We start from the raw sequence: 25,871 nt of genomic DNA, 5'->3' as shown, positions 1-25,871 counted from the left end.
ACATTCTAGGCTCGCCTCCTTCCCTCCGACTGGCCGAGCGAGCGGTACTCGTCCAGGGCGGCGGCCCTCGTCTCGGCCAGATCGACGCTCTCCTGCGGGTAGTCGGCGCTGCCGAGCTCCGGGATCCACGCCCTGGCGTAGGCGCCGTCGTGGTCGAACTTCTTCCCCTGGGTGCGCGGGTTGAAGATGCGGAAGAACGGCGCCGCGTCCGCACCCGAACCGGCCACCCACTGCCAGTTGAACGGGTTGCTCGCGGCGTCCGCATCGACGAGCGTGTCCCAGAACCACTCCTCCCCGACCCGCCAGTGCACGCCGAGGTTCTTCACGAGGAAGCTCGCCGAGACCATCCGGACGCGGTTGTGCATCCACCCGGTCGCCCACAGCTCGCGCTGGCCGGCGTCCACGAGGGGGAATCCGGTGCGGCCCGTCCGCCAGGCCTCCAGCAGCTGCTCGACGCCGCCGGCCGGACCGGTGGCGGCGGGACCGGCCCCGGAGGGGTCGCCGGGCGTCCACCAGCCGTAGTCGTCGAACTCGGGCCGGAGGTTCTCGGTGGCGAGGTCCGGGTGGTGGTACAGGGTGTGCCACGCGAACTCACGCCAGCCGAGCTCCGAGGCGAAGACGGCGCTGCCCTCGGGCGCGGCCCGGCGCCGGTCCGCGACGGCGTGCCACACCTGGAAGGGGCTGACGTGGCCCCAGCGCAGGTACGGCGAGAGCCGGCTCGTCGCAGGCCTGCCGGGAAGGTCGCGCGCCTCGGGGTACTCGACGAGGGCCGAGTCTGCCGTGTCCGGCCCGACGAAGTCCTTCAGCGCCTCGAGCCCGGCCGCCTCTCCGGGGGTCCACGCCCGGGCGAGTGGCCCGGACCAGTCCGGCGTCCGCGGGAGGAGGGCCCAGCTGCTGAGGTCCTCCCCCCGGGGCACCCGGCTGGGCGCCTCCCGCTGCGGCCGCGGCATGGGGAGGGGGTGGCGGTGGTCCCGGCCCGAGACCTCCTTCCAGAAGGGCGTGAACACCTTGTAGTGGTTGCCCTGCTGCGTGGCCACCTCCCACGGCTCGTGCAGGAGGGAAGCCTGGAAGCTCTCGGCCTCCCGCCCCGCAGCCCGCACGAGCGACTTCACCGCCGTGTCGGCGCGCCGCTCCGGCTCGCCATAGCGCCTGTTCCAGACGACGAGCTCCGCACGCGCCTGCGCGGCGACCTCGGGCACGACGGCGGCCGCCGGGCCCCGCCGGAGGACGAGGGGAACGCCGAGGTGCTCGAGGGACGACGCGAGGTCCTCGAGGCCGTGGTGGAGCCACCAGCGGGCGGCCCCGCCGAGAGGCCGGATCCCGGGCGAGGACTCGTCGAGGACGTAGAGCGCGACGGTCGGCCCGTGCGCGAGGGCGGCACGCAGGGCCGGGTTGTCGCGGACCCGGAGGTCGTCGCGGAACCAGACGAGGGACGTGCCGTGGGCTGTGGTTTCGGTGTCGGTCATAGGTGCATCCAGACGGAGATGATCAGGAGGGTGACGACGAACCCGGTGACGTAGTTGAGCCAGAGGAAGCGGCGCCATCCCGCGCGGGTGGTGCCGGCGTCGTCATCCGTCACGGTCCAGAAGGCGCCCGCGTTGGCCGCGTACGGCAGGACGAGGATCGCCGCGAACCGGGCCGGGCCGGTGGCCGCCCCCGCGAGCGGAAGGAGGAGGGCCCCGGCAGCGAGGTAGGCCAGGACCGCGAGGCGGACGGTGGGACGGGCGCCGAACAGGGTCGCAATGGAGCCGATCCCGGCCTCCCGGTCGGGTCCGATGTCCTGGACCGCCCCGAACGCGTGGCTCGCCATGCCCCACAGGAAGAAGGCCCCGAGGATCGCGAGGGCCAGCGGGCCGGCCTCGCCGCCCGCGAGCGCGAGCCCGTACGCCGCAGGTGAGACGAAGTGGGTGCTCGAAGTGGCCGAGTCCAGGACCGGGCGTTCCTTGAAGCGGAGGCCGGGAACGCTGTACGCGGCCACGGCGAAGAGGGAGACCGCGAGGACGGCCCAGCTCGCGGGAGGTCCCCCCGCGACGAGCGCTGCGACGAAGGGCACGCATCCGCCCCACGCTGCCCAGAGCGCGGGCCGGTGCAGCGGCGGCGGCAGGACTGCTCCCTCGGCCCCGCCCTTGCGCGGGTTGAGCACGTCGGAGGCATAGTCGAACACGTCGTTGGTGCCGTACATCGCGAGGTTGTAGGGCACGAGGAAGAACACCGTCCCGAGGACGAGGCGCCAGTCCGCCCCGCCCCCGGCCAGCAGGTACGCCGCCGCGAACGGATACGCGGTGTTGACCCACGACAGGGGCCTGGACGAGATCAGGAGCGACCGAGCCAGCCTGGGCAGTCCCCCGGGCAGGCGCCACGGGCGCGACGCGATCGGTTCCGCTGTCATCTGTGCCCCTCCACGGGTGTCTCGGCTAGTCGTGCGGCGTGGTCTCGTCGCCGCGCCCGCTCTGGTCGCCCCGCCGGCTCGGGACCTCCGGTCCGTTCGGCGCGCGAGAGGCGGACCCACAGCGCGGGCAGGAGGACAGCCGCGGCGAGCGGGTAGGCGAAGTCCTCGAGGGGGGCGAGGCCCACCGCGAGCCCCGAGAGGGCCGCTGAGGCGTAGGAGAACAGCCCGACGGCGATCATCACATTGTCGAACACCGCCGTCAGCGCCAGGAGGGCCACGCCCGCGATGAGCAGCGGCACCCAGGCGAGCGTGCGGCGTCGTGCGCCCGGGCGGGCCCCGCGACGCCGGGCCGAGAGCAGGCCGGCGAGCCCGGCGGCCGCAACGAGGAACACGAGGTCCAGCAGGAGGTAGCTCACGGGGCCTTCCCTTCCTGGCGCGCCGCACGCAGCGAGAGGACGTGGACGGCGCCCGCGTAGAGGGCCACTGCGGTGTAGCAGAAGAAGGCGAGGAACACCGGCTCCTCGAGCGGCAGCTCCGGGCCGAGCATGACGCCGGTCATGTGCGGGGACTCCCGGTGCAGGAAGATCCCAGACGCGATCGCCGCCAGATCCCACGCGAGGAAGAAGGCAGTGCCAGCCAGAACGGTGAGGGCGGTGGCGCGGGGTGCGCGCCAGAAGGCGAGCCGGAAGCGCGCGTCGAGCAGGGCCACCCCGACGGCGGAGGCGAGGATGGCGGTCAGGTAGGCCATGCGACCCCCTCCGCACGTGCAGCGTCCGCGAGCGCAGCTCCCCGTGCCGCGGTGCCGGCAGCGGCCTGCCCGCGCAGGGCGACCAGCGGTGGCCCGACGGGTCCGGGCCGGCGCTCGCCCCGCACGCGCTTGAGCACGAGCTCGGCGCTGATGAGGCACATCGGGACGCCGATGCCCGGACGGACGGACGCCCCGGCGTACAGCAGGCCGGAGACGGTGCGGCTCGCGTTGCCGGGGCGCAGGAAGGCGCTCTGCCGCAGCGTGTGCGCGAGCCCGAGCGCGCCGCCGCGCCACGCGTTCACGTCGTGCTCGAAGTCGGCGGGGCCGAAGGTGCGGCGCAGGACGACGCGCTCGGCCAGGTCCGGGATGCGGGCCCAGGCGGAGATCTGCTGGATCGCCCTGTCGGCCACCTCCTCGACTGCGACAGCGCCTGCTCCGCCGATTCCGCCGCGTCCCCAGTCCGGCGCAGCCGCCGAGGGCACGAGGACGAACAGGCTCTCGTCGCCGGCCGGTGCGACCCCGCCGTCCGTGGCGCTGGTCCGGGAGACGTAGATCGACGTGGTCTCGGCGGGGGTGACCCCGGCGCCGATCCGGGCGAAGTTGTCGCGCCAGTCGCGCGCGAAGAACAGGCTGTGGTGCGCCAGCTCGGGCAGCGTCCCGCGCACCCCCAGGCACGCGAGGACGGCCCCGGGGCCCGGGTCGCGCCGGTCCCACGCGCGCTCGGGGTGGGTCCTCAGCTCCGCAGGGAGGAGCTCGGTCTCGAGGTGGTGGAGGTCCGCGGCGCCCACTACGACTGAGGCACCCGTGCGGTGCTCGCGGCCCTCCGCGTCGGTCCACGCGACGCCCTCGACCCGTGGGCCCCCCGGGGCCGGGCCGGTGAGGATGCGGGTTGCGCGGGCGCCGGTGCGGATCTGCACTCCGGCGCTGCGGGCCAGCCGCTCCATGGCGTCCACGAGTGCGGCGAAACCGCCGTGTGGGTACAGGACGCCCTGCGTCAGGTCGAGGTGGCTCATCAGCTGGTACAGGGCGGGGGCCCGGTAGGGGGTGGTGCCGAGGAAGACGGCCGGATAGCCGAGGATCTGCCGCTCCCGGCGGTCGGCGAAGCGCCGGGAGACCCGGGTGTGCAGCGACTGCGCGAGCAGTGCGGCGAGCCGGGATCCCCGCCGCAGCACGTCCGGGTGGGCGAGTCCGCGCAGGGAGGAGAAATCGTCGTAGAGGAACCTCTCGAGGGCCACCCCGTACGCGTCCTCGGCCTCCTCGAGGTACCGGGCCAGTGCGGCGCCCGAGCCCCGGTCCAGGGAGTCGAAGAGCGCGACGGCCCCCTCGCGGCTCGCGGGGATGTCGACAGGATCCTCGTGCGCTTCGAAGAACACGCGGTAGCCGGGGTCCAGCCGCTCGAGGCGGAGTTCGTCCGGGGCGCTCGATCCCATCAGGCGGAACCAGTGGTCGATCACCTCGGGCATGAGATACCACGAGGGTCCGGTGTCGAAGCGGAAGCCTTCCGCTTCCCACCTGCCGGCACGCCCGCCCAGCACCTCGTTCTTCTCGAGGAGCTGGACCGCGTGGCCGTCGCGGGCGAGGAGTCCGGCCGTTGCCAGGCCCGAGATCCCTCCCCCGATCACGGTGACGGTGCGGCGTGGCCTGGGCCTGCCGGGGAGCGTCCGGCCCGCCCTGGAGCGCTGGGGGCGGTTCACGCCGCCCTCCCCTCGCCCTGCGAGGGCGATCGGGCGCCGTCGCGCGCGAACGCCGGCCCGGTGCCCGCCATCGCGGCGGCCGCGAGCCGCAGCTTCACGTGGGTCGGGACCCGGATGCGGGTCCTGACGAGGACCTCCGCGGGGCAGGCGGCGATCCGGTCGGCGAGCTCCGAGAAGAGGGAGTGGGCGAGGGCGACGGCACGGCGCGCCGTTCCCGGGAGCCTGCGCAACCCCTCGAGGGCCGCGTCCAGGTCCGCGCGGAGGTCCAGCAGCAGGGCTGCCTTCTGCTCCTCGGTCAGGTTCAGGGGGTCCACGCCGGGGAAGTAGCTGCGGCCCAGCTCCTGCCCGTCCTGGCCGAGGTCGCGCAGGAAGTTGACCTTCTGGAAAGCCGCACCGAGGCGACGGGCGGAGTGCTCGAGGCGGGCCCGCTCGGCGGGGAGGACACTGAGCCCGGCGAGGAACACCCGCAGGCACATGAGCCCCACGACCTCCGCGGAGCCGTAGATGTAGGCTCCCAGGGAGGCGTCCGAGTGGCCGTGCGGGTCGCAGTCGCGGCGCATTGAGGCGAAGAACGGCTCGATCAGCTCCGCCCCGATCCCTGCCCGCCGCGCGGTTCCGGCGAAGGCGTGGACCACGGGGTTGGTGCTGTATCCCAGGACGATCGCGCGTGAGACCTCCTCCTGGAGCCGGTCGAGCTGGTCGAGGATGGCCTCGGTGGACAGGCCTGCCTCTGCTGCCGCGCCGTCCACGGCCTCGTCGGCGATCCGCACGAGCGCGTAGACGTTCTCGATCTCCTCGCGCTTGCCCGGCCCGAGCAGCCGGCATGCGAGGCCGAAGGACGTCGAGTAGTGGCGGATCACCACCGCGGCACCGGCCGTGGCGGCGGCGGTGTACCTGGCCAGAGGGGACAGCTGCGTGCTCTCGTCCGTCTCGCGGGGCCTGGGGGCGGCCATCTCAGCGCTCCCGGTGGAGGACGTGGTTGCAGATGCGGGTCAGCTCGGAGCGCAGGGCCGAGGGGAGGTCGCACCGGCGTGCCTCGTCGAGGGCGTCGGTGACCATCGAGTGGGCGAGGGTGAGCGCGTACGTGTCGGCACCTGCCCCCTGAAGGGCGGCGCGGACGCGGTCGACGCCGGCCGGGTCGCCGAGGGCGGCTGCCCCGGGTGCGAGGTGGCGGGCAACGTCCGGGTGCCTCCTCGCGTAGGCGGTGAGGACCGTGAGCTTTCCCTCCCTGAGGTCCGAGGTGACCGGCTTGCCGGTCTGCTGCTCGTCCCCGAAGGTGCCCAGGACGTCGTCGATCACCTGGTAGGCGGTCCCCACGAGCATGCCCACGCGGGCCACGTCCTCGGCCCGCTCTGTCGGCGCGCCGGCAAGGATTGCCCCGAGCCGGAGGGGGGCCGCGAAGGAGTAGGCGGCCGTCTTGAGCTGTTCCATCTCGAGCACGTCGTCGATCGTGTGGCCCGAGCTGTGGGCCATGAGGACGTCGTCGAGCTCCCCCGCCGCGGCGTCCGAGACGGCCGCATGCATGACGTCCGTGATCCGGGCCCGCACCTCCGGCTCCTCCGAGGCGTGGTCCGCGAGGCGGAAGGCACCGGCCAGCAGCAGGTCACCGGCGATGACCGCCACCGACGAGCCGAGGTGGCGTGCCTCCGGCTCGGGCAGGCCCCGGGCCGCGGCGTCGAGCCGGTAGAGGCCGGCGATGTTCGGGCGTCCCCGGCGCACGAAGTCGCGGTCGATCACGTCGTCGTGGACCAGGAGCGCGCCGTGCAGGAGCTCGAGCGACGCTCCGAGCGTCGCGATGCCCTCCGGGTCCCTGCCGCCGAATGCCGCATACGAGTGGAACGCGAGCAGGGGCCGCAGCCGCTTGCCGCCCTCCAGTCCCTCCCCGATCCTCTCCCACAGCACAGCGAGGCTCGGAGTGGCTGCGGTGGAGCGCGAGGAGTTCACCCAGTCGGCGAGCACCCGGTCCACCGCTGGCCCGACGTCCTCCCAGGCGATCGCCTGGTCCGGGCGTGCCCGAGAGGGCTCGGGGATGGGATCGGTCTTCGTGGCGGTTCTCATGAGGCCCTCCCAAGGGGTCAGCGACCCATTCTCTTGATCTCTCGGTTTTCGAGAAATATGATCGACGAGAATCTTGTCGGTGTAAAGGCCCCATAGCAAACCCAGAGCCTGAGCGAGAGCCTAAGAGGGTAGCGATGAAGCGCACAGACCTTGAGAACAACTCGGAGCGGACGGCGTCCTGGACGGCCGCATCGCTGACCGCCGCCTCGGCCGTGGCCGCGCTCGCGCTGGCCTCACTGGGGAGCGGCGCCTTCGGCGGCGTCCCGGTGCAGGACGCGGCCGGCGGATACCTCTCCAGCACGGCCACCCCGGTCGCGCCGGCCACCACCGCGTTCTCCATCTGGAGCGTGGTCTACCTCGGCCTCCTCGCCTACGCCGTGTGGCAGCTCCTCCCGGCTGGGCGCCGGAGCCCGCGACAGCGCGCCATCCGGCCGTGGGCTGCGGCGTCGATGCTGCTCAACGCGGCCTGGCTGTGGGCGTCACAGCTCGGGTCGCTCCCCGCGACGCTCGTGGTCATGCTCGCGCTGCTCGCCGTCCTCGTGCGCATCGCCGTCCTGCAGTGGTCCGTCCCGCCCGGATCCCGGGCCGAGGCCATCGCCTCGGACGGCACCTTCGGCCTGTACCTGGGGTGGATCTGCGTCGCAACGGTGGCCAACACCGCGTCCCTGCTGGGGTGGGCCCTCGGCATCCGGCCCGGCGATCCCGCGCCTTCGCTTCCCGGCGGCATCCCCGCCGAAGTCGCTGCCGCCGTCGTGCTCGCGGTCGCTGCCGCAGTCGGGGTGGGCCTCGCGCTCCGGGGCAGCTGGGCGCCCCTGGTCGCGATCGCCTGGGGCCTTGCATGGATCGCGGCAGCACGCCTGACCGGTCCGCTCGCCATGCCCGCGGTGGGGATCGCGGCGGGGGCCGCGGCCGCCGTCGTGCTCGCCGCAGGGGTACTCGCGCGCTTCGCTCCCTCCCGGGGTCTTCGCACGCGGGCGCCGCGGGAGGCGCACGCATGAGCCGGACAGTCGCCGTCACCGGCGCAACGGGGTACATCGGAGGCCGGCTCGTCCCGCGGCTCCTCGACGCAGGGCACCGCGTGCGGGTGCTGACGCGCGACGCGTCGAAGCTGCGCGACGTGCCGTGGGGGCACGACGTCGAGGTGGTCACCGGCAGCCTCGACGACGCCCGCGCAGCGGCAGAACTGTGCGAGGGCGCCGACGTCGTCTACTACCTCGTCCACTCCATGGGGGCGCACGCCGGAGAGGACTTCCCCGCCCGCGAGCGAGCGTGTGCGCGCACCCTCTCCGCCGCAGCGCTTGCCGCCGGCGTGTCCCGGATCGTGTACCTGAGCGGGCTCAACCCGGGCACCAGACTCAGCCGTCACCTCGCCTCGCGCACCGAGGTGGGGCGCATCCTCAAGCAGTCCGGGGTGCCGACGGCCGTCCTCCAGGCCGGGCTGGTGATCGGCTCGGGCTCGGCCAGCTTCGAGATGGTCCGTCACCTCACGGACGTCCTGCCCGTCATGCCAGCGCCCCGCTGGGTGCTCAACCGCGTCCAGCCGATCGCCGTCCGCGATGCCCTGCACTACCTCGAGGCCGCCGCCGACCTGCCCGGCCACGTCAACCAGGACTTCGACATCGGGGGCCCGGACGTTCTCACCTATGCGGACATGATGCGCGGGTACGCCCGCGCGGCGGGTCTGCGGGAGCCACTCATCCTGGCCCTTCCGGTCCTGACGCCGTGGCTCGCAGCGCAGTGGGTGAACCTCGTGACCCCGATTCCGCGCATGCTCGCGATACCGCTCGTCGAATCCCTGCAGAACGACTGCGTCGTGCGCGAGCACAGCATCGACGCCTACATCCCGCGCCCCGCGGGGGGCCTGACGGGCTACCAGCGTGCCGTCGAGCTGGCCCTCGGCAAGATCGCCCAGGGCGAGGTTGAGACCACCTGGGCAGGGTCGTCCGCGCTGGACGCGCCGAGCGACCCTCTGCCCAGCGACCCGGACTGGTCCGGCGGCACCGTCTACACCGACCTCCGCACCGAGACCAGCTCGGCGCCGGCCGAGCGGCTGTGGGACGTGGTCGAGGGGATCGGCGGCGAGAACGGGTGGTACTCGTTCCCGCTCGCCTGGGCGGTCCGCGGATGGATCGACAAGCTCGTCGGCGGGGTGGGGCTCCGGAGGGGCCGGCGCAACCCGCACCGCCTCCAGCTGGGAGAGGCGCTCGACTGGTGGCGGGTCGAGGCCCTCGAGCCCGGCAGGCTCCTGCGGCTGCGAGCAGAGATGCGGGTGCCGGGCAGGGCCTGGCTCGAGATGACGGTCGAGCCCCGCGGCGAGGGGAGCTCCTACTCCCAGCGCGCCGTCTTCGTCCCACACGGCCTGGCGGGGCGCCTGTACTGGCTCGCCGTCCTCCCATTTCACGGAGTCATCTTCCGCGGAATGGCCTCCAGGATCGCCGCCGCGGCCGAGGCCTCGTCGGCCGCACGCCCCGCAGACCGCACACCACTGAAGGAGACGAACTCATGAAGGCTCGACAGCGCTGGATCCGCTGGCTGATCCCCGTCGGGCTGGTCGCCGTGTGGTTCGCGCTCAGCGGTCTGGGCGGACCGACCTTCGGCAAGCTCTCCTCCGTCTCGAGCAACGACCAGGCGACCTTCCTCCCCGCCAGCGCAGAGTCCACGGAGGTGAGGGCGTGGCAGCAGAAGTTCACGGAGTCCAACGCGATCCCCGCCCTCGTCGTCGTGGAGAAGGACGGCGCGCTCTCCCGGACCGATCTCGCCGCTCTCGCCCCCCTCGCGGCCGAGCTCGCGTCCGTGGAGGGCGTCGCCCCAGCCCCGGCCGGCGCGCCGTCCAGCGTGGTCGGCCCCATCCCCTCCCAGGACGGTCGGGCGGCGCAGTTCGTCGTCCCGATCGCCGACACCGACCAGCTGCGCGCCGTGATCACGGGACTCCGCGACAAGGCCAGTGGGGTGCCAGAGGGGATGCGCTCGTGGGTGACCGGGCCGGCCGCGCTCACCGCAGACCTCGTCGCCGCGTTCGGAGGAGTCGACGGGATCCTGCTCCTCGTCGCAGTCGGGGCGGTCTTCCTGATCCTGCTCCTCGTGTACCGGTCTGCGGTGCTGCCCTTCCTGGTCCTGTTCGCCGCAGTCGCGGCGCTCTGCGCCTCGGTCCTGGCCATCTACTGGCTCGCAAAGGCGGGCTGGATCAGCCTGAGCGGACAGAGCCAGGGCATCCTCTCGATCCTCGTGATCGGTGCCGCGACCGACTACGCCCTCCTGCTCGTCGCCCGCTACCGCGAGGCCCTGCACGAGGTCGAGTCGCGGTGGTCCGCGATCGTCAGGGCGTGGCGCGCCGCGTTCGAGCCCATCCTCGCCTCCGGTGCCACCGTGATCCTGGCGCTGCTGTGCCTGCTGTTCTCCGACCTCAACTCGAACCGCAGCCTCGGGCCGATCGCCGCCGTCGGCATCGGCTTCTCCCTGCTCTCGGCACTCACCTTCCTCCCGGCACTGCTCGTCCTGTTCGGCCGGTCGGCGTTCTGGCCGCTGCGTCCGAAGTACGACGCCGGTCACGCACCCGCGCGGCACACCGGACCGAGCGCATGGGCGGCGGACAGCGCCGATTCAGTGCCCGGGCTCGAGGGGGTCCGCGGGCTGTGGCGGCGGATCGGCTCCCTCATCGCGCGGCGGCCCCGGGTGACGTGGGTCGTGGCGCTCGTCGTCCTGGCGGCAGGCGTGGCGGGCCTGCCGCAGCTCAAGGCCAACGGCGTCGAGCAGACCCAGGTTGTGCTGACGGCGACCGACTCGGTCGAGGGCCAGAAGGTCCTGGCCCGGCACTTCGACGCCGGTTCCGGGAGCCCGGTCGTCGTGGTCGCGCGGCAGGACCGGGCCGAGGCCGTGCTCAAGCAGGTGCAGTCCACGCAGGGGATCAGCTCCGCAGCCGTGTACAGCGGTTCGGGTGCCCCGACCGCCCAGGCGCCGGGCGCCGTCGTGCGCGAGGGGCGCGTGCTCATCAACGCCGTCCTTGCCTACCAGCCCGATTCGGCCGAGGCCGAGCAGGTGGTGACCCAGCTGCGGTACTCACTCGACGCCGCGGACCCGGAAGCGCTGGTCGGAGGCGTCACAGCCATCGCACTGGACACGAACCAGACCGCCCAGACGGACCTGCGCAAGATCATCCCGCTGGTGCTGGGCGTCATCCTGGTGGTGCTGATCCTGCTCCTGCGCTCCCTCGTGGCACCGCTGATCCTCATCGGATCGGTCGTGCTCTCGTACGCGGCGGCCCTCGGGGTGTCCGCGCTCGTGTTCAACCACCTCTTCGGCTTCCCCGGGGCGGACGCGGCGGTTCCGCTGTTCGGGTTCGTCTTCCTCGTGGCCCTGGGCGTGGACTACAACATCTTCCTCATGACCCGCGTGCGGGAGGAGTCGCTCGCGCACGGGACGCGGCCGGGTATCCTCCGGGGGCTCGCCCTGACGGGCGGCGTCATCACGTCCGCCGGGGTGGTGCTCGCGGCAACGTTCGCCGCCCTCGGCGTCATCCCGATCCTGTTCCTCGTGCAGATCGCCTTCATCGTCGCATTCGGCGTCCTGCTGGACACCGTGGTGGTGCGGTCACTGCTCGTGCCGGCGCTGGCCTACGACGTGGGCCCCGCGATCTGGTGGCCGTCGCGCCTCGCGCGGAAGTCGGGGCCGCCGCCGACAGCCCGCACCCCCGCGAGGGCGGAGGCGCTCTCCTAGTCCGCCGTCTGCTTCGCCCAGAGGTTGATGCCGGAGTCCACGGCGTCCTGGTCGATCGCGGCGAGCTCCTCCTCGGTCAGCGGGGGCCCGGCGAGCGCATCGAGGTTGGTGTCGAGCTGCTCGACCGAGGAGGCGCCGATGACCGCCGAGGTGACCCGCGCGTCCCGCAGAGCCCACTGGAGCGCGAGCTGCGCCAGCTCCTGACCGCGGCCGGCGGCGATCTCGTTGAGCCGCCGCACGTGGGTCAGGACCTTCTCGTCCAGATGGCCCGGCAGGATGGACGAGCCCTCGCGGGCCGCACGCGAGTCGGCGGGGATGCCGTCGAGGTAGCGGTCGGTCAGGAGGCCCTGGGCGAGCGCGGTGAACACAATGCAGCCCATGCCCTGGGCTGCGAGCTCGTCGAGGAGGTCCTCCTCGATCCAGCGGTTGAGCATCGAGTACGAGGGCTGGTGGATGAGCAGCGGAGTGCCGAGGTCACGCGCGATCTCCGCGGCCTCGCGGGTCTTCGACGCCGAGTACGAAGAGATGCCCGCGTACAGCGCGCGCCCGGACCGGACCGCGGTGTCGAGCGCCATCATGGTCTCCTCGATGGGCGTCTCGGGGTCGAACCGGTGGCTGTAGAAGATGTCCACGTAGTCGAGGCCGAGCCGCTTGAGCGACTGGTCCAGGCTCGCGAGGACGTACTTCCGGGACCCGCCGCCCTGGCCGTACGGCCCCGGCCACATGTCCCAGCCGGCCTTGGTCGAGATGATCAGCTCGTCCCGGTAGGGCGCGAAGTCGTCCCGCAGGTAACGGCCCATGTTCTCCTCGGCGCGGCCGTACGGCGGTCCGTAGTTGTTGGCGAGGTCGAAGTGGGTCACGCCGCGGTCGAACGCTCGGCGCAGGATGGCCCGCTGCGTCTCCTCGGACCGGTCGGTGCCGAAGTTCTGCCACAGTCCCAGGGAGAGGGCGGGGAGCTTGAGGCCGCTCCGCCCGGTGGAGCGGTACTCCATGGAGTCGTAGCGGTTCTCGGCGGCCGTGTAGGACATGGGTGGTTCCCTTCGCATTGGGTGCTTCCGCGTCACAGCCTACGGACACGGCCCTCGAGGCAGAGGGATCTTCGCGGGCACTGGCCACACCCAGTCCCCGTCTCATATCTTTTACATGTCCAATGCGAGGAGCTGGGTCCTCGCATTGGCGTCATTGGGGGCATCCGCGGCCGCCGGGAGGCGCGGCCCTCCGGCGGTCGCGGGTGACACGGAATGCGCTAGATCTCCAACGAGGGTCGCAGCACGCGGGCGGCGCGCACGACGGCGGCGCTCACCTCCTCGAGGCCCGGCGAGTCGAGCGTCCACGACTGCCAGAACAGCTCGAGGTCCTCGCTCCAGGACGGGTCCAGCTCCACCAGGAGCCCGTCCGGGTCCTGCTGGTCCGGCACCATGCCCCAGCCAAGGCCCGCCGCGACCGCCTCGACGTACTGCACCGAGTCGGGGATGAAGTGCTGCGGCGGGGTCGCCTCCGGCGCCACCCGGGCCAGCAGTGCGAGCTGGTGCGAGTCCTTCCGGTCGTACTGCATGACGGGTGCCGCGGCCAGAGCCTGGGCGGTCGCCCCGCCCGGGAACCAGCGCTCCACGAACTCGGCCGAGGCCTTCGCCCGGTAGACCATGGTCCCCAGCGGCCGTACGCTGCACCCCTGCACGGGACGAGGGTCCGCGGTCACGGCCCCCACCGCGTCCCCGGAACGGAGCAGTTCCGCGGTGGCGTGCTCGTCGTCGCGGAGGAGCTCGACGGCGATCCGCCCTCCCAGGGCGACCTCGCGGATCGCCGGCGGCAGCCACGTCGCGATGGAGTCCGCGTTCGCCACGATCGGCACCCTCAGCCGTTCGGTCCGGCCGGCGCCCCCGCCCGCGCCACCCCAGCCCGCGGCGTCGTGCGTTTCGGCACCCGAGGCGCGGAGGGCGAGCAGGGCCTCGTCGGCGAGCAGGAGCAGCTGGCGGGCCGAGCGCAGCAGCCGCTCCCCCGCAGGGGTGGGGACGACGGGCTTGAGCCGGCGCACGAGGACGCTGTCGACGCTGCGCTCGAGCGCCTTGATCCGCTGGCTGACGGCGGAGGGGGTGATGCGCAGCTCGTCCGCCGCGGCCTCGAAGGTCTCCTGGTCCACGACGGCGGCGAGCGCCCGCAGCTGCTCCAAGTCCATGAAGAGATCCTAATGCGGATGCAGATATCGTTAGTTGCTCTTCAGAAGCGTGCTCCGTACCGTCGAGATGTGATCCTCTCCTACCTCGCGGGCCTCGGCGCGAGCCTCGGCCTCATCGTCGCGATCGGCGCGCAGAACGCCTTCGTGCTCCGCCAGGGCATCAAGCGCGAGTGGGTGCTGCCGGTGGTGCTCGTGTGCGCGGCGAGCGACGCGGCCCTCATCTTCGCCGGAGTGGCCGGGGTCGGAGCGGCGGTGCAGAGCGCGCCGTCCCTCCTCGAGGTGGTCCGCTGGATCGGTGTGGCGTTCCTGGTCGCCTATGGGCTCTTCGCGGCCAAACGGGCGCTCCGGCCCGGCGCACTGCACGCCTCAGAGGCGCGCGGCAACGGGACGGCGTGGGCCGCGGTCGCGACGGTCCTGGCGCTGACCTGGCTCAACCCCCACGTGTACCTCGACACGCTCGTGCTCCTCGGCTCCCTCGCGAACGCCCAGGGCGACGGGCGCTGGGCCTTCGGTGCCGGTGCCGCGACCGCGAGCGCCCTCTGGTTCCCGACCATCGGCTATGGCGCCCGCTCGCTGAGCGGCTTCTTCGCCCGCCCCTCGGCCTGGCGCGTCCTCGACGGCTTCGTGGCCGTGCTCATGGTCACCCTCGCGGCCATGCTCGCCTTCGGCGGCTGACGCACGACGGCGGGTGGTCGCGGTCGTGCGTGCCCGCGTGGAGGCGGCCGACGGTCGCCCGGAGGCCCACTGGATCAGGCGGCGCCGGTGCACGCGTCGAAGAGCCTCCCCGCCGCGCCGGTCTCCTCAGCGAGGACGGTGGGCTCAAGGCGGAGACCGTGGCCGGTGTCCGCCGCGGCCATCTGCACCGCGAGCCCCACCGTGGGGCGCAGGGCTTCCGGGATCTGCTCGGCGACGACGACGGGCACCACGACAGTGTGCGGGCTGCGTCCCTGCTCCGCGGCGGCAGCGGCCGCCGCGCGCTCCAGCTGCGCCGCATCGGCCATTCCGGGCTGGATGTCGACGGCGTAGCGGGTGCCGGTGGCCGGGTCATCGAGGATGAGGGCGTCCATGCTGTGGGAGCGGTGGGCTGCACGGAGGGCACCCAGCCCGAGGATGTCAGGGTCGGCGGCGATCGCGTCGCGCAGCCACTGGCCCTCGGCATCCAGGCGCGGCGCGGGCCAGGAGGTGTCGAGCAGGACGGTGTCCCAGTGGGACAGGTCCACGAGCACGATCCGGCCCGTCGCGTCGTCGGCGAGGCGGACGCAGCCTGAGGAGGGCACGTCGGTGATGGTGCCCGTTCGGGTCTCTGTCCCCGAACGGAGTGCGAGGCGCTCGCCCGGCGCCAGCGCGTGGCGTTCTGGCGAGTCGGCTGTGGTGCTCATGAGGTGGTCTCCTGCCGCCGGGCTGTCCCCTTCCCGGCACGCCGACTTTACATGTAAAGAAGTGCCTTCGGACAGAAACTCGCTCCGTCGGGGAAATGCATGTCCCTATTTCTTGCGGCTCTGCGCCGTCTTCTTCGTGTTTGCCTTCTCCAGCGCCTCGACCAGCTCACCCTTTGTCATGTGCGAACGGCCCGGGACGTCGAGCTTCTTGGCGAGGTCGTAGAGGTGCTGCTTCGATGCATTCGCATCGACACCTCCGTGGGTTTCGCGCCGGGTGGTCTTGCCGCCCTTGGCCTGCTCGTCCGACGGGCCCTTGCCTTCCTTGGGCTCCCAGTGGTCACCGACCTTCTCGTGCGTGTGCTTCAGGGCGGAGTAGGCGACGCGGTGGGCCCGCTCCTCGTCGTGGTAGCTCTCCTCAGCTGAATCGTGGGCTTTGGCGAAGGTCTGCTGCGCCTTTTTTCCCGAGCGCTGAATGGTCGAGGGGAGTTCGTCCTTCCTCGCCTTTCCGCTCTTGTCCGTCTTGGGCATCGCGTCCTCCGTTTCGTCGGTATTCGTCAGAGCTCGCTTTGCATGGCTGACTACCCCGAACGGCGCGGCTTATGCAGACGGCTGCGTTGTCGGCAGCCAGAAGGCGCATTCAATTCCGTCGAGCAGTTGCCTCCCGCATCAGCCGCTGCAGCACCCTCCCTGCATCCTCGGCCCTGGCCTGCGCCTTGCGCAGTCCAGCGTCTGCCGACGCCTTCTCCTGGACGGCGATGCTGAGGAGGATATCGAGCTCGGCATCGCTGAAGTCCCTCAGTCCAGCCAAGATCAGACCTCCATCCCTCGAGGGGATCGCTCGTGCCTCTGGGCCCCGAATAGCCGTGACCCCCGATCCATACCCGCCGCGGCACATTCGGAAACCCAGCCCTCGGCGCGGCGAGGCTACCGCTGCCGGCCCCCTGAAGCGGGCGGGGGGACGACAGCGGCGAACGCGCGCGCCAGCACCGGGCCGGGCTCGCCGGCGGGCGTGACGAGGGCGACGGCCGCGGTCGTCGGCTCCCCGCCCAGCTCGAGCACGCGGGTCCCGGCAGGCGCGCCCATCGTGCGCACCCACGATTCGGGCAGGATGCTGGCCCACGGCCCGGCGCCGACGTGGGCGAGCAGCGTGACGATCGAGTCCGCCTCGAGGCGTGGCGTCGCGGCGAGCCCGCGGGCGGCGAAGGCGTCGTCGACCACCTGCCGGCCCTGCATCCCGGCACTCAGCAGGCACAGGGGCAGCTCGGCGGCGTCCGCCCAGTCGACCCGGGTGGGCGCCCCGGGCAGCAGATCGGCTCCTGCGACGAGCACCTGCCGCTCCTCGTACAGCGGCGTCACGCACAGGCCGTCGGTGTCCTGCCCGCCGGGGTGGATCACGCCGGCATCGAGGTCGAAGGCGCGGATCCTGTCGATGACCTCGGCCGAGCGCAGGCTCGTCTCGAGCCGCACCGCGACCAGCGGGTGCTCGGCGCAGAACGCATCCGTCAGCTCGGCCACCGTGGCCGCCGCCGCGGGCACGACGCCGACACGCAGCTCCCCCGTCAGCCCGGTGCGGAGGGCCGTGACCTCCTGACGGAGTGCGTCGTGGTCGGCGAGGATGCGGCGGGCCCAGTGGACCAGCCGCTCGCCCTCCGGGGTCAGGCCCTCGAACGCGTGCCCGCGCCGCACGAGCGGCACCCTGAGCTCGCGCTCGAGCTTGCGGATCGCCTCGGACAGGGTGGGCTGCGAGACGAAGCACGCAATCGCCGCGCGGCCGAAGTGCCGCTCCCGGGCCAGCGCCACGAAGTATTCCAGTTGGCGGAACAGCATGCGCCCATTGGACCACGCGGATGGCCAGCCGGCGCCGTCTCGATAGGCGGCGCCGATCGACCGGTCGGAAGAATCGCTTGGACGACCGCGCGGAAGGTGGGTCAAGGTGGCAGGAGTCCCCACCCAGGAGAAGATGTGCCGAACTACCCCCTGCCCGCCGCGCCCCAGAGGGCCGCCGCGCCCGGCCTGCCTGCCGCACCACGCTTGCCCGCCGCGCCCGGCGGAGCGTGGCTGCACGCGTGCCGGGTGGCCCTGGGCCTCGCGGTCCCGGGGCTCACGCTGGTCCTGGCGGGCAGGTCGGACCTCATCATCTACGCGGTGTTCGGCTCCTTCGCCGGAATGTACGGCCGCGGCGAGCCGCGCTGGCTCCGACTCCGCCACCAGGCCCAGGCCGGGTCGGTCCTGCTCGCGGGGGCATCCATCGGCATCCTCGTCGCGGCCGCACAGGCAGGTCCTTGGCTCCTCGTCGCCTGCGCGGTGCCGTTCGCGTATGCGGCGGCGGTCGTGACCGATGGGCTGGGCCTGAACCCGCAGGGTCCGTTCTTCGGGATCTTCGCGCTCGGAGCACTCGCCACCGTCCCGCCGGGACGCGTCTCGCCGACCACTGGCCTGGCGATCTGCGCCGCCACTGTGGCGTTCTCGGTGGCCCTCGGGCTGCTCGGCGAACGGCCCCAGGCCGGTCCGGTGCGCCATGAGACCGAGCCGGGGCAGTCCCGGCTCGCGCTCACCGCGGCCCATGCGGGCCGCTACGCCCTCGCGACAGCGGCCGCCGGGTCCGCCGGGGTGCTGCTCGGCGTCGACCACGCCAACTGGGCCATCGCCTCGGCCGTCATCCCGCTCGCCGCGGCGGACCCGGGACGCCACCTGCGCCCGGGTCTGCCAAGCGTCCTGCGCCGCAGCAGCCACCGGGTGCTCGGCACCTTCGCGGGGCTCGCGGTGACGCTCGCGCTGTTCGCACCCGGCCTCGACGCCGCCTCGGCGGCCCTCGCGGTCATGGCACTGCTCTTCCCGACCGAGCTGTTCATGGCCCGGCGCTACGGCCTCGCGCTCGGCTTCTTCACCCCGCTGATCCTGATGATGACCCAGCTCGCCGCTCCCGCGGACCCCACCATCCTCGTGGCGTTCCGGGCGCTCGACACGGTCATCGGGGTCGCGGCGGGCGTCCTCGTGGCAGCGGTGGCGCTGCCGGGCACCCGGGCGAGGCTGCTCGCCGTCGTGCGCTGAGGCGCCAGCCGCCGCCGGGGCACGACGGCGCGTGGTTGCCCCCGCGCGCAGCGGGTAGATGGCTGGCACACGCCACCCCAACCCGAAGGAGCACGCCATGACAGAGACAGCCGGAACCGAGCCCGACGTCGTCGACATCCTCACGACCGACCACCAGGACATGGTCGACCTGATCTCCCGGATCGAGGGGACGCCGGACGCCGCCGCCCGGCGGGACCTCGCCGACACCGTCATCGCCGAGGTGATGCGGCACGCCGTCGCGGAGGAGATGTACGTCTACCCCGTGGTGGAGGAGCACGTGCCCAACGGCAAGGAGGAGGTCGAGCACGACAAGGGCGAGCACGCCGAGATCGTCGAGATCATGAAGCGGCTCGAGGGCGTCGACGCCCAGGAGCCGCGCTTCCTCGAGATCGTCCGGGAGCTCGACGGGAAGCTGCGGCACCACGCCAACGACGAGGAGTCGGAGCAGTTCCCCCAGCTGCGCGCGCACATCCCCACGGACCAGCTCATCGACCTGGGGAAGAAGGTGCAGAACGCGAAGAAGGTCGCACCGACGCGCCCGCACCCGAGCGCGCCGCACTCGGAGCTCTTCCACAAGACGGTCGGCGCTGGCGTCGGGCTCGTCGACCGGCTGCGGGACAAGCTCACCGGCCGCCACACGGGCTGACGACGGCGGCGGCTCGCCTCACGCCGCGCCGTCGCCCCGCGTCAGGCCCGGCACTCGATCCACAGCGGCCCGGTGCTGGTCTCCGCCCGGGACGCCTCGGACAGCGAGCCGTCCTCACCGATCCGGTACGCGGTGACCTGCGAGGAGGCCTCGCCGCACACGAGAAGGAACCGCCCGGACGGGTCGATCGCCATCCCGCACGGCTGCGCCTCGGTGTCGGTCCGGCCGAGGAACTCGAGTGCGCCCCCGTCCCGGATGGCGAAGCAGGCAACGGTGCTCGTGGAGCGCTCGCTCGTGTACAGGTAGCGGCCGTCCGGGGTGAGGCGGAGGTCCGCGGCCCAGACGACGCCTGGCCCCGGGTCCGGGGTCTCCGCGGAGCGTACCGGGCCCGGCTCGAGGCCGAGGCCCTCGACGGCGGAGACCCGCTGCAGGAGCTCGAGCTGGCCGGTCTCGGCGTCCCGGGCGTAGACGGCGACGTCCCCGGTCAGCTCGTGGACCACGTAGGCCCGGTCCCCGGCCGCGTTGAGCCTGATGTACCGCGGCCCCGAGCCGGCTTCTGCGGCGATGTACCCGCTCGGGGCGGTGCCGCCGTCGGCCGTCACCGGCGCACCGTCGGGTGACCGCCCGTCGGCGGGGAACCACGTGATGAGGTCGTCGCCGAGGGAGGTCGCGTAGAGGTGCCGTCCGTCCGGACTCACGGCGGCGCAGTGGGTGTTGCGGCCCGTGGAGTAGGTGCGCGTCTTCCCCTCCGGGCCCGGTGCGCCCTCTGTTTCGGGCAGGGGCACCCGGTCGAGCCGGCCGTCGCCGTACGAGGCGCTGAAGAGGGCCTCGCCGCCTGGCGCGAGCGAGACGAAGCAGGTCGAGGCGGGGAGGCCGCGGGACTCGCCCTCGATGGGCGCGCCGGTTCCCGGGATCTCGAGGGCGACGACGCGCGGCAGCTCCCCGTTGCACGCCGCGTAGAGCGTGCCCGCGGGACCGAATGCGAGGGCCGCGACGCCGTCGAGTCCGGCCGTGCGCGCCACCGGCTCGAGCCGGCCGGTCTCCGGATGGAGGGTGAAGGTGTCCACGGCGCCGGCTCCGGTGCAGGCGAGGGCAACGAGGGTCTGCTCGGTCAAGGGTCCGCCTCTTTCGTGGTTCGGGTCCGTCGGTTCGGATCGGTCGGTTCAGGTCCGTCGAATCCGGTCCTACCCGGTTGGCCGCGCCGGACACCTGGCCGTGGCCGGAGGCGTGCGCTCTTCCCCACGTTTCGGCGGAGTCTCAGCTCTCCCGCGCGGCCGAGCCCAGCAGCGGCGCGGGTTGAAGCGTAAAGCTGGGGAGGATCGGGCGCGAAAGCTGGGGAGGACCGACACGGCGGGCCGAGGGGACCGGGCCGACGGCGGGAGATCCCCGCCTCCTCAGCGGGAGACGGGCGACCCCTCGACGGGCGAAAGGTGACTCTTCGACGAGGGAAGGAAGAACAGGCTCGCCGCCGCCGCGAAGCACAGCACCGCGGCGGACATCCACGCCGGCAGGTACGAGCCGGACATCTCGCGTCCCCAGCCCGCCAGGAATGCCCCGACCCCGGCGCCGACCATGTGCGAGGCGAAGACCCACCCGAACACGACCGAGGATTTGGCCGCCCCGAAGTGCTCCCGGCACAGCGCCACGGTGGGCGGCACGGTCGCGACCCAGTCCAGGCCGTAGAACACGATGAAGATCCACAGCGGCGGGTCGACATCCGGCCCGAGCAGTGCGTTGACCGTCAGGAGCGACGCCCCGCGCAGCGCGTAGTACGCGACGAGCAGGAGCCACGGCCTCATCCGGTCGGTCAGCCACCCAGACGCCACGGTGCCGATCACGTCGAAGACGCCGATGAGCGCGAGCAGCCCCGAGGCGGTGGTGGCGGGCATGCCGTGGTCGTGCGCGGCGGGGATGAAGTGGGTCTGCATGAGGCCATTGGTGCTCCAGCCGCACACCCAGAAGGTGAACAGCAGGACCCAGAACGCCCTCGAGCGCAGCGACTCCCGCAGGATCGCGATCGCCTCCGCGGCGGCACTCCGGCGCACGACGGCGCCCTCCTCCGCCCGCTGCGGCGCGCTGTCCGCAGCGGTGCCGTAGGGAAGGGTGCCCGCCTCGGCCGGGGAGTTCGCGAACGGCCAGGCGAGCAGCGGCACGATCGCGAGGGCGAACACCGCGACGAGCAGTGCGGCCGTCCGCCATCCCTCGTGCGCCGCGAGGTGCACGACGACGGGCAGGAAGACCAGCTGGCCGCACGCATTTGCGGCGGAGAAGAAGCCCATGACGAGTCCGCGGCGGGCGGCGAACCAGCGGTTGGCGATGACTGCGCCGAACACGAGCGCGAGCATCCCAGTGCCGACCCCGATGAAGGCTCCCCACAGGACCCAGAGCTGCCAGGCCGCCGTCATCAGCGTGGTCAGACCGCTGCCGGCCGCGACGAGCAGCAGCGCCACGGCCACGACCTTGCGCAGCGTGAACCGCTCCATGAGCACCGCCGCGAACGGGGCGACGAGCCCGTAGATGACCAGGTTCGCGGTCACCGCACCGGACGTCTCCGCCCGGGTCCAGCCGAACTCGGCCTCGAGCGGCTCGAACAGGGCACCGGTCGTCGAACGGAAGGCGGCCGCGGCCACGAGCGCGAGCAGCGTCACGCCCGCCACGAGCCATGCGCGGTGGATCCCCCGGCGCACGACGGCGGGTGCCGCCGAGCGCTGGGACGTCTCGGTCACGCGCCGCCCTCGAGGACGCGGCGCAGGGCGTCGAGGTCGCTCTGCACGGCGGCAGCGTCCGCCTCGAAGTCCGCATCCGTCATGTCCTCGGCGCGGCGGAGGTGGAACACGGCCAGGCTGTGCGTGCCGTCGGCGAGGATGCGGAACTGGTTCAGGACGGTGCTGCCGTCCGGCAGCCTGACCTCGTGGTCGAGGATCCCCGCATCGGTGTCCCCCACGAAGCGCACCTCGACCTCCCCCATCGACGACTCGGCGATCCACCGGCCGTGCTCCTCGCGGATGCCTCCCGCGAGGCCCTCGGCCCAGCGGGGAAGGTTCGCCGGATTGCCGGCGAAGGCCGAGACAGCGCGCGGCGACAGCGCGATCGCAGCGCTCAGATGGCGGAACTCTGACACGCGTTCAGGGTACGCCCCCGCCGTCTCGGGTACAGAAAATCGCCCCCCAGACCGTCTCGGGTACAGAAAATCGCCCCCCTCACGCCTCTCGGGTACGCGCGCCAGCCGTCCGAGGCGTGCGCCCGCCCCTAAGTGCCGCGAAAGGAATATGCGGCCCCAACGCTCATGATCCGAGCAGCATGAACAGGGCCCGCGAAGCCCGGCGTGCAGCCGGCGCCGCGCGCCTTGTTCAGTCACAGACCGAGAACGCTGCGGCACTCCGATAGGCTTGTCTCTGGCGCTTGGAACCATGCCCGGACGTGGCGGGTACACGGCAGGGAAGGGCGGAACGTGGCCGAGAGCGAAACGGAACTCCAACCTACCCTTGTCGGCGGCAGGTACAGGCTCCTCGAGGTGGCCGGCAGCGGTGCGATGGCCACGGTGCATCGCGCGCGCGACGAGGTCCTGGGCCGCGACGTGGCCGTCAAGACCTTCCGCAGCGGCACGGCCGATCCCCGGCACGAGGAGCGCCGCCGCGGGGAGATGGAAGTGCTCGCGCGGCTGAGCCATCCGGGCCTGGTCCGCCTCTACGACGTCGGCACCGACACTGCCGAGGACGGGACCTCCCACCTCTCCTACCTCGTCATGGAATTCGTGCACGGAACGGACCTCCGCCGCCGCCTGGCCTCCGGTCCCCTCTCCCCCGACGAGGTCCGCGAGCTCGGCATCGACCTCGCCTCGGCCCTGGCCTACGTGCACGACCTCGGCATCGTCCACCGGGACGTCAAGCCGGCCAACATCCTCGTCCCAGACGCCAGGCCCGGGAGGCGCCGGCCCGCGAAGCTCACCGACTTCGGGATCGCCCGCCTGACGGATGCCTCGCGGCTGACCCTGACGAACACGACCATCGGCACGGCGAACTACCTCAGCCCCGAGCAGGCACGCGGCGAGAAGGTCAGCCCGACCTCCGACGTGTACTCGCTCGGACTCGTGCTCCTGGAGTGCCTCACGGGGCGCATGGAGTTCACCGGGGGCGCGGTGGAGGCGGCGGTGGCGCGGCTGCTCCGCGACCCCTCGGTGCCCGCCGCGCTCGGTGAGCCGTGGGCGGCGCTCCTTCCGCGGATGACGGCGCGCAGGGCCACCGACAGGCCCGACGCGGCCGAGGTCCTGGCCGTCCTCAAGGGAGAAGCCCCCGCCGCCGGTCAGGTCCAGGACGCCGGCCAGCCCGACGGCGCCACGACCCACGTCCTCCCGTCCTCCGCGGGAACCGAGGTGCTTCCCGCGCATGCGGCCAGCCGGACCCCGCACGACGGCGGCACGCGGGTCATGCCCGCCGGCCGGCAGACCCCCATCACGGCACAGCAGCCGTCGCTCGCGGCACACGCCACCCCGGCTCCCCCGGCGTCTTTGGCCGACGAGGACGACGAGGACGACGCCGAGCGGCTGGCACCGGCAGCGCCGCGGCCGCGGCGCAGGAACCGGGGCCTGGCGTGGCTCGTCGCCGGCGTGCTGCTCGTGGCGGCACTGCTCGTCGTCGTGCCCCTGGCGCTGACAGCGATGGTCTCGCCGCAGCGGCAGCCCTCACCGTCCGCCCCCGCAACGCAGGAGGCTTCCAACCCGGCGACCGTGGACGGGCAGCCGTCCCAGACGGCGCCGCCCGACGAGGCGACCGCGGATCCGAGCGGGGCGTCCCAGCCGGACCCGGCAGCCGCCAAGGCCGCGGCGAAGGCGTCCGAGGCCGCCCGCAAGGCGGCTGAGAAGGCCTCGAAGGCGGCCAAGGGCCCCGGCGCCAACTAGTCGCACCGCCCGCGCGACGCTGGGAGCGCCGTCAGCCCTCGCGGCCCGGGACAGGGGCACCGCTCGGCAATCCGGCGGCGACATAGGCGTCGTAGAGGGCCCCCCAGTCCGGAGGCCCGCCGGGGCCTGGCTCGGCATGCGGCCCCGCGGGAACCGCGCCTCCGAGCTTCTTCTCCAGTTCGGCCAGGCACACATGCCAGCCCGCCGCGTTGCGGGCGGCAGCCGTGTTGTCACCGAGCCAGTTGCGCAGGGTGAGCTCGGCCTCCGTGTCCGACCCTTCGACCAGGAACTCCATGAGGTCCCCTCCCCACTCGAAGGCCCAGCGCCGGGGAGGCTCCCAGTCCACGATCCGCTCGACGCTCGCGGGCTGGTTCGGGTCGCCGCTGAAGGCGACCCTCCCGGTCTCGTGCGTGATGGCCACGCGGGAGGGGAACCAGCCGGCAAGACCGCCCTCGGTGCTCACCGCCGCCCAGACGGCGGAGGACGGGAGGGAGTAGGAGCGGATGAACGTCACCGCGCCGCGCCCCTCGACCTCGGCGTACTGCCCGTCGAGCTCGTCGAGTTCGGCCACGTCAGGCCCCCAGGAACGTCGGGAGCGCGCCGCTGACCCCGTTCCAAGGCGTGGCGCGGAGGGTGTGCGGGACGTTCTGATGGATGTCCGTCCCGTTCTGCGACCGGACCGTGAGCCTGCCCATGCGTTCCCCTCTCCAATGCCGCGCGGGGCCGGCGCGGCCCCGGTCCGCATGCTAGGCACGCACGACGGCGCCGGGTCAAGGGCCGCTGCCGACTCGCTGCGCGGCTACGATCGCCGGGTGGTCGGAAGCGAGGGCGGGCAGGCACCGGAGGACTTCTTCGCCGGGCACCCTGTGGGGCTGGGGTGCTATCGCGCCGTAGCGGAGGCGGTCCGGGGGCTGGGCGAGGTGGGCGTGAGGGTGACCAAGAGCCAGATCGCGTTCCGTCGGCGGACAGGGTTCGCCTTCGTGTGGCGGCCGGGCCAGTACGTGAGGAGCGAGGTCCCCGCGGTGCTCTCGATCGCCCTGCCGTACGAGGTGGCCTCCGGGAGGTTCAAGGAGGTGGCCCACCCGGCGCCCCACGTGTGGATGCACCACATCGAGCTCCGGGAGGCCGGCGAGGTCGACGACGAGGTCCGCGGGTGGCTGCGCGAGGCGTACGACGCCGCTGGCTGAGGCCATTCCCGCGCACCCTGGCGCCCCGGTTCCCCCGACTCCCGGCACAGGGGGGCCAGAGCCCGTTCAGTGGCGGTAGACGGCGCGGACGAAGAGGTCGAAGGCCCGGTCGGGGAGGAGCCGGCGCAGGAACAGCACGATGGGCGCCCCGCCGGCCACGGGGTAGCGCGGCCTCGGCCGTTCGGTCAGGACCGCGTGCCGGATCACGGCTCCGATGGCCTCGGGCTTCGCGGCCAGGGTGCCGCGGTAGGACAGGGCGAAGACTCCCGCGACGCGCCGCGCGTACTTGGCGTAGGGCCCGGTCCCGGACCTCGCCAGCAGGGTGTCCCGGGCGATGCCGCTCCATTCGGACCGCACCGCGCCCGGCTCGATGATGACGACGCGCACGCCGAAGGGCCGCAGCTCGATCCGCAGCGAGTCGGAGAGTCCCTCCACGGCGAACTTGGTTGCGTGGTACCAGGTGCCGAGCGGCTCGTAGAACTTCCCGCCCATCGAGGACACGTTGACGATCGTCCCCGAGCGGCGCTCGCGCATGCCCGGCAGGACGAGCTGCGTGAGCCGCGCGAGCCCGAACACGTTGACCTCGAACTGCCGGCGGCCCTCCTCGATCGGCACCTCCTCGAGGGAGCCGTAGGAGCCGTACCCGGCGTTGTTGACGAGGACGTCGATGCGCCGGGCCTCGGCCAGGATCGCGGCGACTGTCCCGGTGATGGAGGCGTCGTCGGTGAGGTCGAGCGCGAGGACGCGCGCGCCGTCGTGCGCGAGCCCCTGCATGCGCTCGGTGCGGCGGGCCGCCGCGTAGACGGTGAAGCCGGCGGCGAGGAGGGCTCGGACGGTCGCCTCGCCGATCCCGCTCGAGGCGCCGGTGACGAGGGCTACCTGCTGCTGCATGGACCCACGCTACCCCCGTAC

At 72.8% G+C, this 25,871-nt stretch carries 27 protein-coding genes; 8 read left to right on the top strand and 19 right to left on the bottom strand.

Going from position 1 to position 25,871, the window contains the following annotated elements:
• Positions 1–5: 5 nt before the first annotated feature.
• The 7 genes from CGQ25_RS17420 to CGQ25_RS17395 are packed head-to-tail and all read right to left on the bottom strand — an operon-like array spanning position 6 to position 6,889.
• Positions 6–1,466 carry a deoxyribodipyrimidine photo-lyase gene (locus CGQ25_RS17420; protein WP_208711058.1) on the bottom strand — a complete coding sequence of 487 codons (1,461 nt, stop codon included), beginning with the start codon at positions 1,464–1,466 and terminating at the stop codon, positions 6–8.
• Positions 1,463–2,389, bottom strand: coding sequence for a prenyltransferase (locus CGQ25_RS17415; protein WP_208711057.1), 927 nt, complete (start codon positions 2,387–2,389; stop codon positions 1,463–1,465). Before CGQ25_RS17415 ends, CGQ25_RS17420 begins: the two co-directional genes overlap by 4 nt.
• Positions 2,386–2,805, bottom strand: a complete 420-nt coding sequence (locus tag CGQ25_RS17410) for a lycopene cyclase domain-containing protein (protein ID WP_208711056.1) — start codon at positions 2,803–2,805, stop codon at positions 2,386–2,388. Before CGQ25_RS17410 ends, CGQ25_RS17415 begins: the two co-directional genes overlap by 4 nt.
• A complete protein-coding gene (locus tag CGQ25_RS17405; RefSeq protein WP_208711055.1) occupies positions 2,802–3,137 on the bottom strand; it encodes a lycopene cyclase domain-containing protein in 336 nt (111 codons plus the stop codon). The genes CGQ25_RS17410 and CGQ25_RS17405 overlap by 4 nt, the downstream gene beginning before the upstream one ends.
• The gene (gene crtI / locus CGQ25_RS18600; RefSeq protein WP_369802253.1) at positions 3,125–4,831 is read right to left on the bottom strand and encodes a phytoene desaturase family protein; all 1,707 of its coding nucleotides are present in this window, start codon (positions 4,829–4,831) and stop codon (positions 3,125–3,127) included. The genes CGQ25_RS17405 and crtI overlap by 13 nt, the downstream gene beginning before the upstream one ends.
• Entirely contained in the window at positions 4,828–5,784 is a 957-nt protein-coding gene (locus CGQ25_RS18595; protein ID WP_255405424.1) for a squalene/phytoene synthase family protein, read from the bottom strand. The genes crtI and CGQ25_RS18595 overlap by 4 nt, the downstream gene beginning before the upstream one ends.
• A 1-nt stretch (position 5,785) precedes the next feature.
• A complete protein-coding gene (locus CGQ25_RS17395; protein WP_208711054.1) occupies positions 5,786–6,889 on the bottom strand; it encodes a polyprenyl synthetase family protein in 1,104 nt (367 codons plus the stop codon).
• 134 nt (positions 6,890–7,023) lie between these two features.
• On the opposite strand from CGQ25_RS17395, the gene CGQ25_RS17390 reads away from it, so the two are divergent.
• The 3 genes from CGQ25_RS17390 to CGQ25_RS17380 are packed head-to-tail and all read left to right on the top strand — an operon-like array spanning position 7,024 to position 11,602.
• Positions 7,024–7,887: a TspO/MBR family protein gene (locus tag CGQ25_RS17390; protein WP_208711053.1), complete on the top strand. Its 864-nt coding sequence runs from the start codon at positions 7,024–7,026 to the stop codon at positions 7,885–7,887.
• Positions 7,884–9,395, top strand: coding sequence for an SDR family oxidoreductase (locus tag CGQ25_RS17385; protein ID WP_208711052.1), 1,512 nt, complete (start codon positions 7,884–7,886; stop codon positions 9,393–9,395). The genes CGQ25_RS17390 and CGQ25_RS17385 overlap by 4 nt, the downstream gene beginning before the upstream one ends.
• Positions 9,392–11,602, top strand: coding sequence for an MMPL family transporter (locus CGQ25_RS17380; protein ID WP_208711051.1), 2,211 nt, complete (start codon positions 9,392–9,394; stop codon positions 11,600–11,602). The genes CGQ25_RS17385 and CGQ25_RS17380 overlap by 4 nt, the downstream gene beginning before the upstream one ends.
• On the opposite strand, the gene mgrA is transcribed toward CGQ25_RS17380, so the two are convergent.
• Positions 11,599–12,630 (bottom strand): L-glyceraldehyde 3-phosphate reductase, encoded by a 1,032-nt coding sequence (mgrA, locus tag CGQ25_RS17375; RefSeq protein WP_208711050.1) that lies wholly within the window; start codon positions 12,628–12,630, stop codon positions 11,599–11,601. The two genes, CGQ25_RS17380 and mgrA, sit on opposite strands and share 4 nt — an antisense overlap.
• Before the next feature lie 218 nt (positions 12,631–12,848).
• A complete protein-coding gene (locus CGQ25_RS17370) occupies positions 12,849–13,778 on the bottom strand; it encodes an ArgP/LysG family DNA-binding transcriptional regulator (protein WP_208711049.1) in 930 nt (309 codons plus the stop codon).
• Between the two features lie 69 nt (positions 13,779–13,847).
• Here CGQ25_RS17370 and CGQ25_RS17365 point away from each other — a divergent pair, with 69 nt between their 5' ends.
• Entirely contained in the window at positions 13,848–14,453 is a 606-nt protein-coding gene (locus tag CGQ25_RS17365) for a LysE/ArgO family amino acid transporter (RefSeq protein ID WP_255405423.1), read from the top strand.
• A gap of 74 nt (positions 14,454–14,527) precedes the next feature.
• Here CGQ25_RS17365 and CGQ25_RS17360 read toward each other — a convergent pair whose 3' ends face one another.
• The 4 genes from CGQ25_RS17360 to CGQ25_RS17345 all read right to left on the bottom strand — a co-directional run bounded on the left by CGQ25_RS17360 (position 14,528) and on the right by CGQ25_RS17345 (position 16,984).
• A complete protein-coding gene (locus CGQ25_RS17360; RefSeq protein WP_208711047.1) occupies positions 14,528–15,157 on the bottom strand; it encodes a hypothetical protein in 630 nt (209 codons plus the stop codon).
• 105 nt (positions 15,158–15,262) lie between these two features.
• Positions 15,263–15,685 carry a ChaB family protein gene (locus tag CGQ25_RS17355; protein ID WP_208711046.1) on the bottom strand — a complete coding sequence of 141 codons (423 nt, stop codon included), beginning with the start codon at positions 15,683–15,685 and terminating at the stop codon, positions 15,263–15,265.
• A 109-nt stretch (positions 15,686–15,794) separates the two neighbouring features.
• Positions 15,795–15,965, bottom strand: coding sequence for a hypothetical protein (locus tag CGQ25_RS17350; protein WP_208711045.1), 171 nt, complete (start codon positions 15,963–15,965; stop codon positions 15,795–15,797).
• A gap of 116 nt (positions 15,966–16,081) precedes the next feature.
• A complete protein-coding gene (locus tag CGQ25_RS17345) occupies positions 16,082–16,984 on the bottom strand; it encodes a LysR family transcriptional regulator (RefSeq protein WP_208711044.1) in 903 nt (300 codons plus the stop codon).
• A gap of 135 nt (positions 16,985–17,119) precedes the next feature.
• On the opposite strand from CGQ25_RS17345, the gene CGQ25_RS17340 reads away from it, so the two are divergent.
• Both CGQ25_RS17340 and CGQ25_RS17335 read left to right on the top strand, forming a co-directional pair.
• Positions 17,120–18,208 carry an FUSC family protein gene (locus tag CGQ25_RS17340; protein ID WP_222703678.1) on the top strand — a complete coding sequence of 363 codons (1,089 nt, stop codon included), beginning with the start codon at positions 17,120–17,122 and terminating at the stop codon, positions 18,206–18,208.
• A 97-nt stretch (positions 18,209–18,305) separates the two neighbouring features.
• Positions 18,306–18,875, top strand: a complete 570-nt coding sequence (locus CGQ25_RS17335) for a hemerythrin domain-containing protein (protein WP_208711043.1) — start codon at positions 18,306–18,308, stop codon at positions 18,873–18,875.
• 41 nt (positions 18,876–18,916) lie between these two features.
• Here the strand turns inward: CGQ25_RS17335 and CGQ25_RS17330 are convergent, their stop codons facing one another.
• The 3 genes from CGQ25_RS17330 to CGQ25_RS17320 all read right to left on the bottom strand — a co-directional run bounded on the left by CGQ25_RS17330 (position 18,917) and on the right by CGQ25_RS17320 (position 21,996).
• The gene (locus CGQ25_RS17330; RefSeq protein WP_208711042.1) at positions 18,917–19,990 is read right to left on the bottom strand and encodes a beta-propeller fold lactonase family protein; all 1,074 of its coding nucleotides are present in this window, start codon (positions 19,988–19,990) and stop codon (positions 18,917–18,919) included.
• A gap of 279 nt (positions 19,991–20,269) precedes the next feature.
• Positions 20,270–21,601 carry an MFS transporter gene (locus tag CGQ25_RS17325; RefSeq protein WP_208711041.1) on the bottom strand — a complete coding sequence of 444 codons (1,332 nt, stop codon included), beginning with the start codon at positions 21,599–21,601 and terminating at the stop codon, positions 20,270–20,272.
• The gene (locus CGQ25_RS17320; protein ID WP_208711040.1) at positions 21,598–21,996 is read right to left on the bottom strand and encodes an SRPBCC family protein; all 399 of its coding nucleotides are present in this window, start codon (positions 21,994–21,996) and stop codon (positions 21,598–21,600) included. The genes CGQ25_RS17325 and CGQ25_RS17320 overlap by 4 nt, the downstream gene beginning before the upstream one ends.
• Before the next feature lie 330 nt (positions 21,997–22,326).
• Here CGQ25_RS17320 and CGQ25_RS17315 point away from each other — a divergent pair, with 330 nt between their 5' ends.
• A complete protein-coding gene (locus tag CGQ25_RS17315) occupies positions 22,327–23,772 on the top strand; it encodes a serine/threonine-protein kinase (RefSeq protein WP_208711039.1) in 1,446 nt (481 codons plus the stop codon).
• 31 nt (positions 23,773–23,803) lie between these two features.
• Here the strand turns inward: CGQ25_RS17315 and CGQ25_RS17310 are convergent, their stop codons facing one another.
• Positions 23,804–24,343, bottom strand: coding sequence for a toxin (locus CGQ25_RS17310; protein WP_208711038.1), 540 nt, complete (start codon positions 24,341–24,343; stop codon positions 23,804–23,806).
• Between the two features lies 1 nt (position 24,344).
• A complete protein-coding gene (locus CGQ25_RS18590) occupies positions 24,345–24,467 on the bottom strand; it encodes a hypothetical protein (protein WP_255405421.1) in 123 nt (40 codons plus the stop codon).
• Between the two features lie 117 nt (positions 24,468–24,584).
• Here CGQ25_RS18590 and CGQ25_RS17305 point away from each other — a divergent pair, with 117 nt between their 5' ends.
• Positions 24,585–24,959 carry a DUF5655 domain-containing protein gene (locus CGQ25_RS17305; RefSeq protein WP_255405420.1) on the top strand — a complete coding sequence of 125 codons (375 nt, stop codon included), beginning with the start codon at positions 24,585–24,587 and terminating at the stop codon, positions 24,957–24,959.
• A gap of 66 nt (positions 24,960–25,025) precedes the next feature.
• Here the strand turns inward: CGQ25_RS17305 and CGQ25_RS17300 are convergent, their stop codons facing one another.
• A complete protein-coding gene (locus CGQ25_RS17300; protein ID WP_208711037.1) occupies positions 25,026–25,850 on the bottom strand; it encodes an oxidoreductase in 825 nt (274 codons plus the stop codon).
• Between the last annotated feature and the right edge of the window lie 21 nt (positions 25,851–25,871).

The sequence above is a fragment of the Sinomonas sp. R1AF57 genome (genome assembly GCF_002224485.1).
In the GTDB taxonomy this organism is placed as follows: Bacteria; Actinomycetota; Actinomycetes; order Actinomycetales; family Micrococcaceae; genus Sinomonas; species Sinomonas flava.
This window is presented reverse-complemented; position numbering and strand designations above follow the sequence as displayed.

Excerpts from the sequence above, each read along its gene's own strand:
- CGQ25_RS17420 (WP_208711058.1), bottom strand. The coding sequence starts at position 1,466 with ATGACCGACACCGAAACCACAGCCCACGGCACGTCCCTCGTCTGGTTC.
- CGQ25_RS17415 (WP_208711057.1), bottom strand. The coding sequence starts at position 2,389 with ATGACAGCGGAACCGATCGCGTCGCGCCCGTGGCGCCTGCCCGGGGGA.
- CGQ25_RS17405 (WP_208711055.1), bottom strand. The coding sequence starts at position 3,137 with ATGGCCTACCTGACCGCCATCCTCGCCTCCGCCGTCGGGGTGGCCCTG.
- CGQ25_RS18595 (WP_255405424.1), bottom strand. The coding sequence starts at position 5,784 with ATGGCCGCCCCCAGGCCCCGCGAGACGGACGAGAGCACGCAGCTGTCC.
- CGQ25_RS17395 (WP_208711054.1), bottom strand. The coding sequence starts at position 6,889 with ATGAGAACCGCCACGAAGACCGATCCCATCCCCGAGCCCTCTCGGGCA.
- CGQ25_RS17390 (WP_208711053.1), top strand. The coding sequence starts at position 7,024 with ATGAAGCGCACAGACCTTGAGAACAACTCGGAGCGGACGGCGTCCTGG.
- CGQ25_RS17385 (WP_208711052.1), top strand. The coding sequence starts at position 7,884 with ATGAGCCGGACAGTCGCCGTCACCGGCGCAACGGGGTACATCGGAGGC.
- CGQ25_RS17380 (WP_208711051.1), top strand. The coding sequence starts at position 9,392 with ATGAAGGCTCGACAGCGCTGGATCCGCTGGCTGATCCCCGTCGGGCTG.
- mgrA (WP_208711050.1), bottom strand. The coding sequence starts at position 12,630 with ATGTCCTACACGGCCGCCGAGAACCGCTACGACTCCATGGAGTACCGC.
- CGQ25_RS17370 (WP_208711049.1), bottom strand. The coding sequence starts at position 13,778 with ATGGACTTGGAGCAGCTGCGGGCGCTCGCCGCCGTCGTGGACCAGGAG.
- CGQ25_RS17360 (WP_208711047.1), bottom strand. The coding sequence starts at position 15,157 with ATGAGCACCACAGCCGACTCGCCAGAACGCCACGCGCTGGCGCCGGGC.
- CGQ25_RS17355 (WP_208711046.1), bottom strand. The coding sequence starts at position 15,685 with ATGCCCAAGACGGACAAGAGCGGAAAGGCGAGGAAGGACGAACTCCCC.
- CGQ25_RS17345 (WP_208711044.1), bottom strand. The coding sequence starts at position 16,984 with ATGCTGTTCCGCCAACTGGAATACTTCGTGGCGCTGGCCCGGGAGCGG.
- CGQ25_RS17335 (WP_208711043.1), top strand. The coding sequence starts at position 18,306 with ATGACAGAGACAGCCGGAACCGAGCCCGACGTCGTCGACATCCTCACG.
- CGQ25_RS18590 (WP_255405421.1), bottom strand. The coding sequence starts at position 24,467 with ATGGGCAGGCTCACGGTCCGGTCGCAGAACGGGACGGACATCCATCAG.
- CGQ25_RS17300 (WP_208711037.1), bottom strand. The coding sequence starts at position 25,850 with ATGCAGCAGCAGGTAGCCCTCGTCACCGGCGCCTCGAGCGGGATCGGC.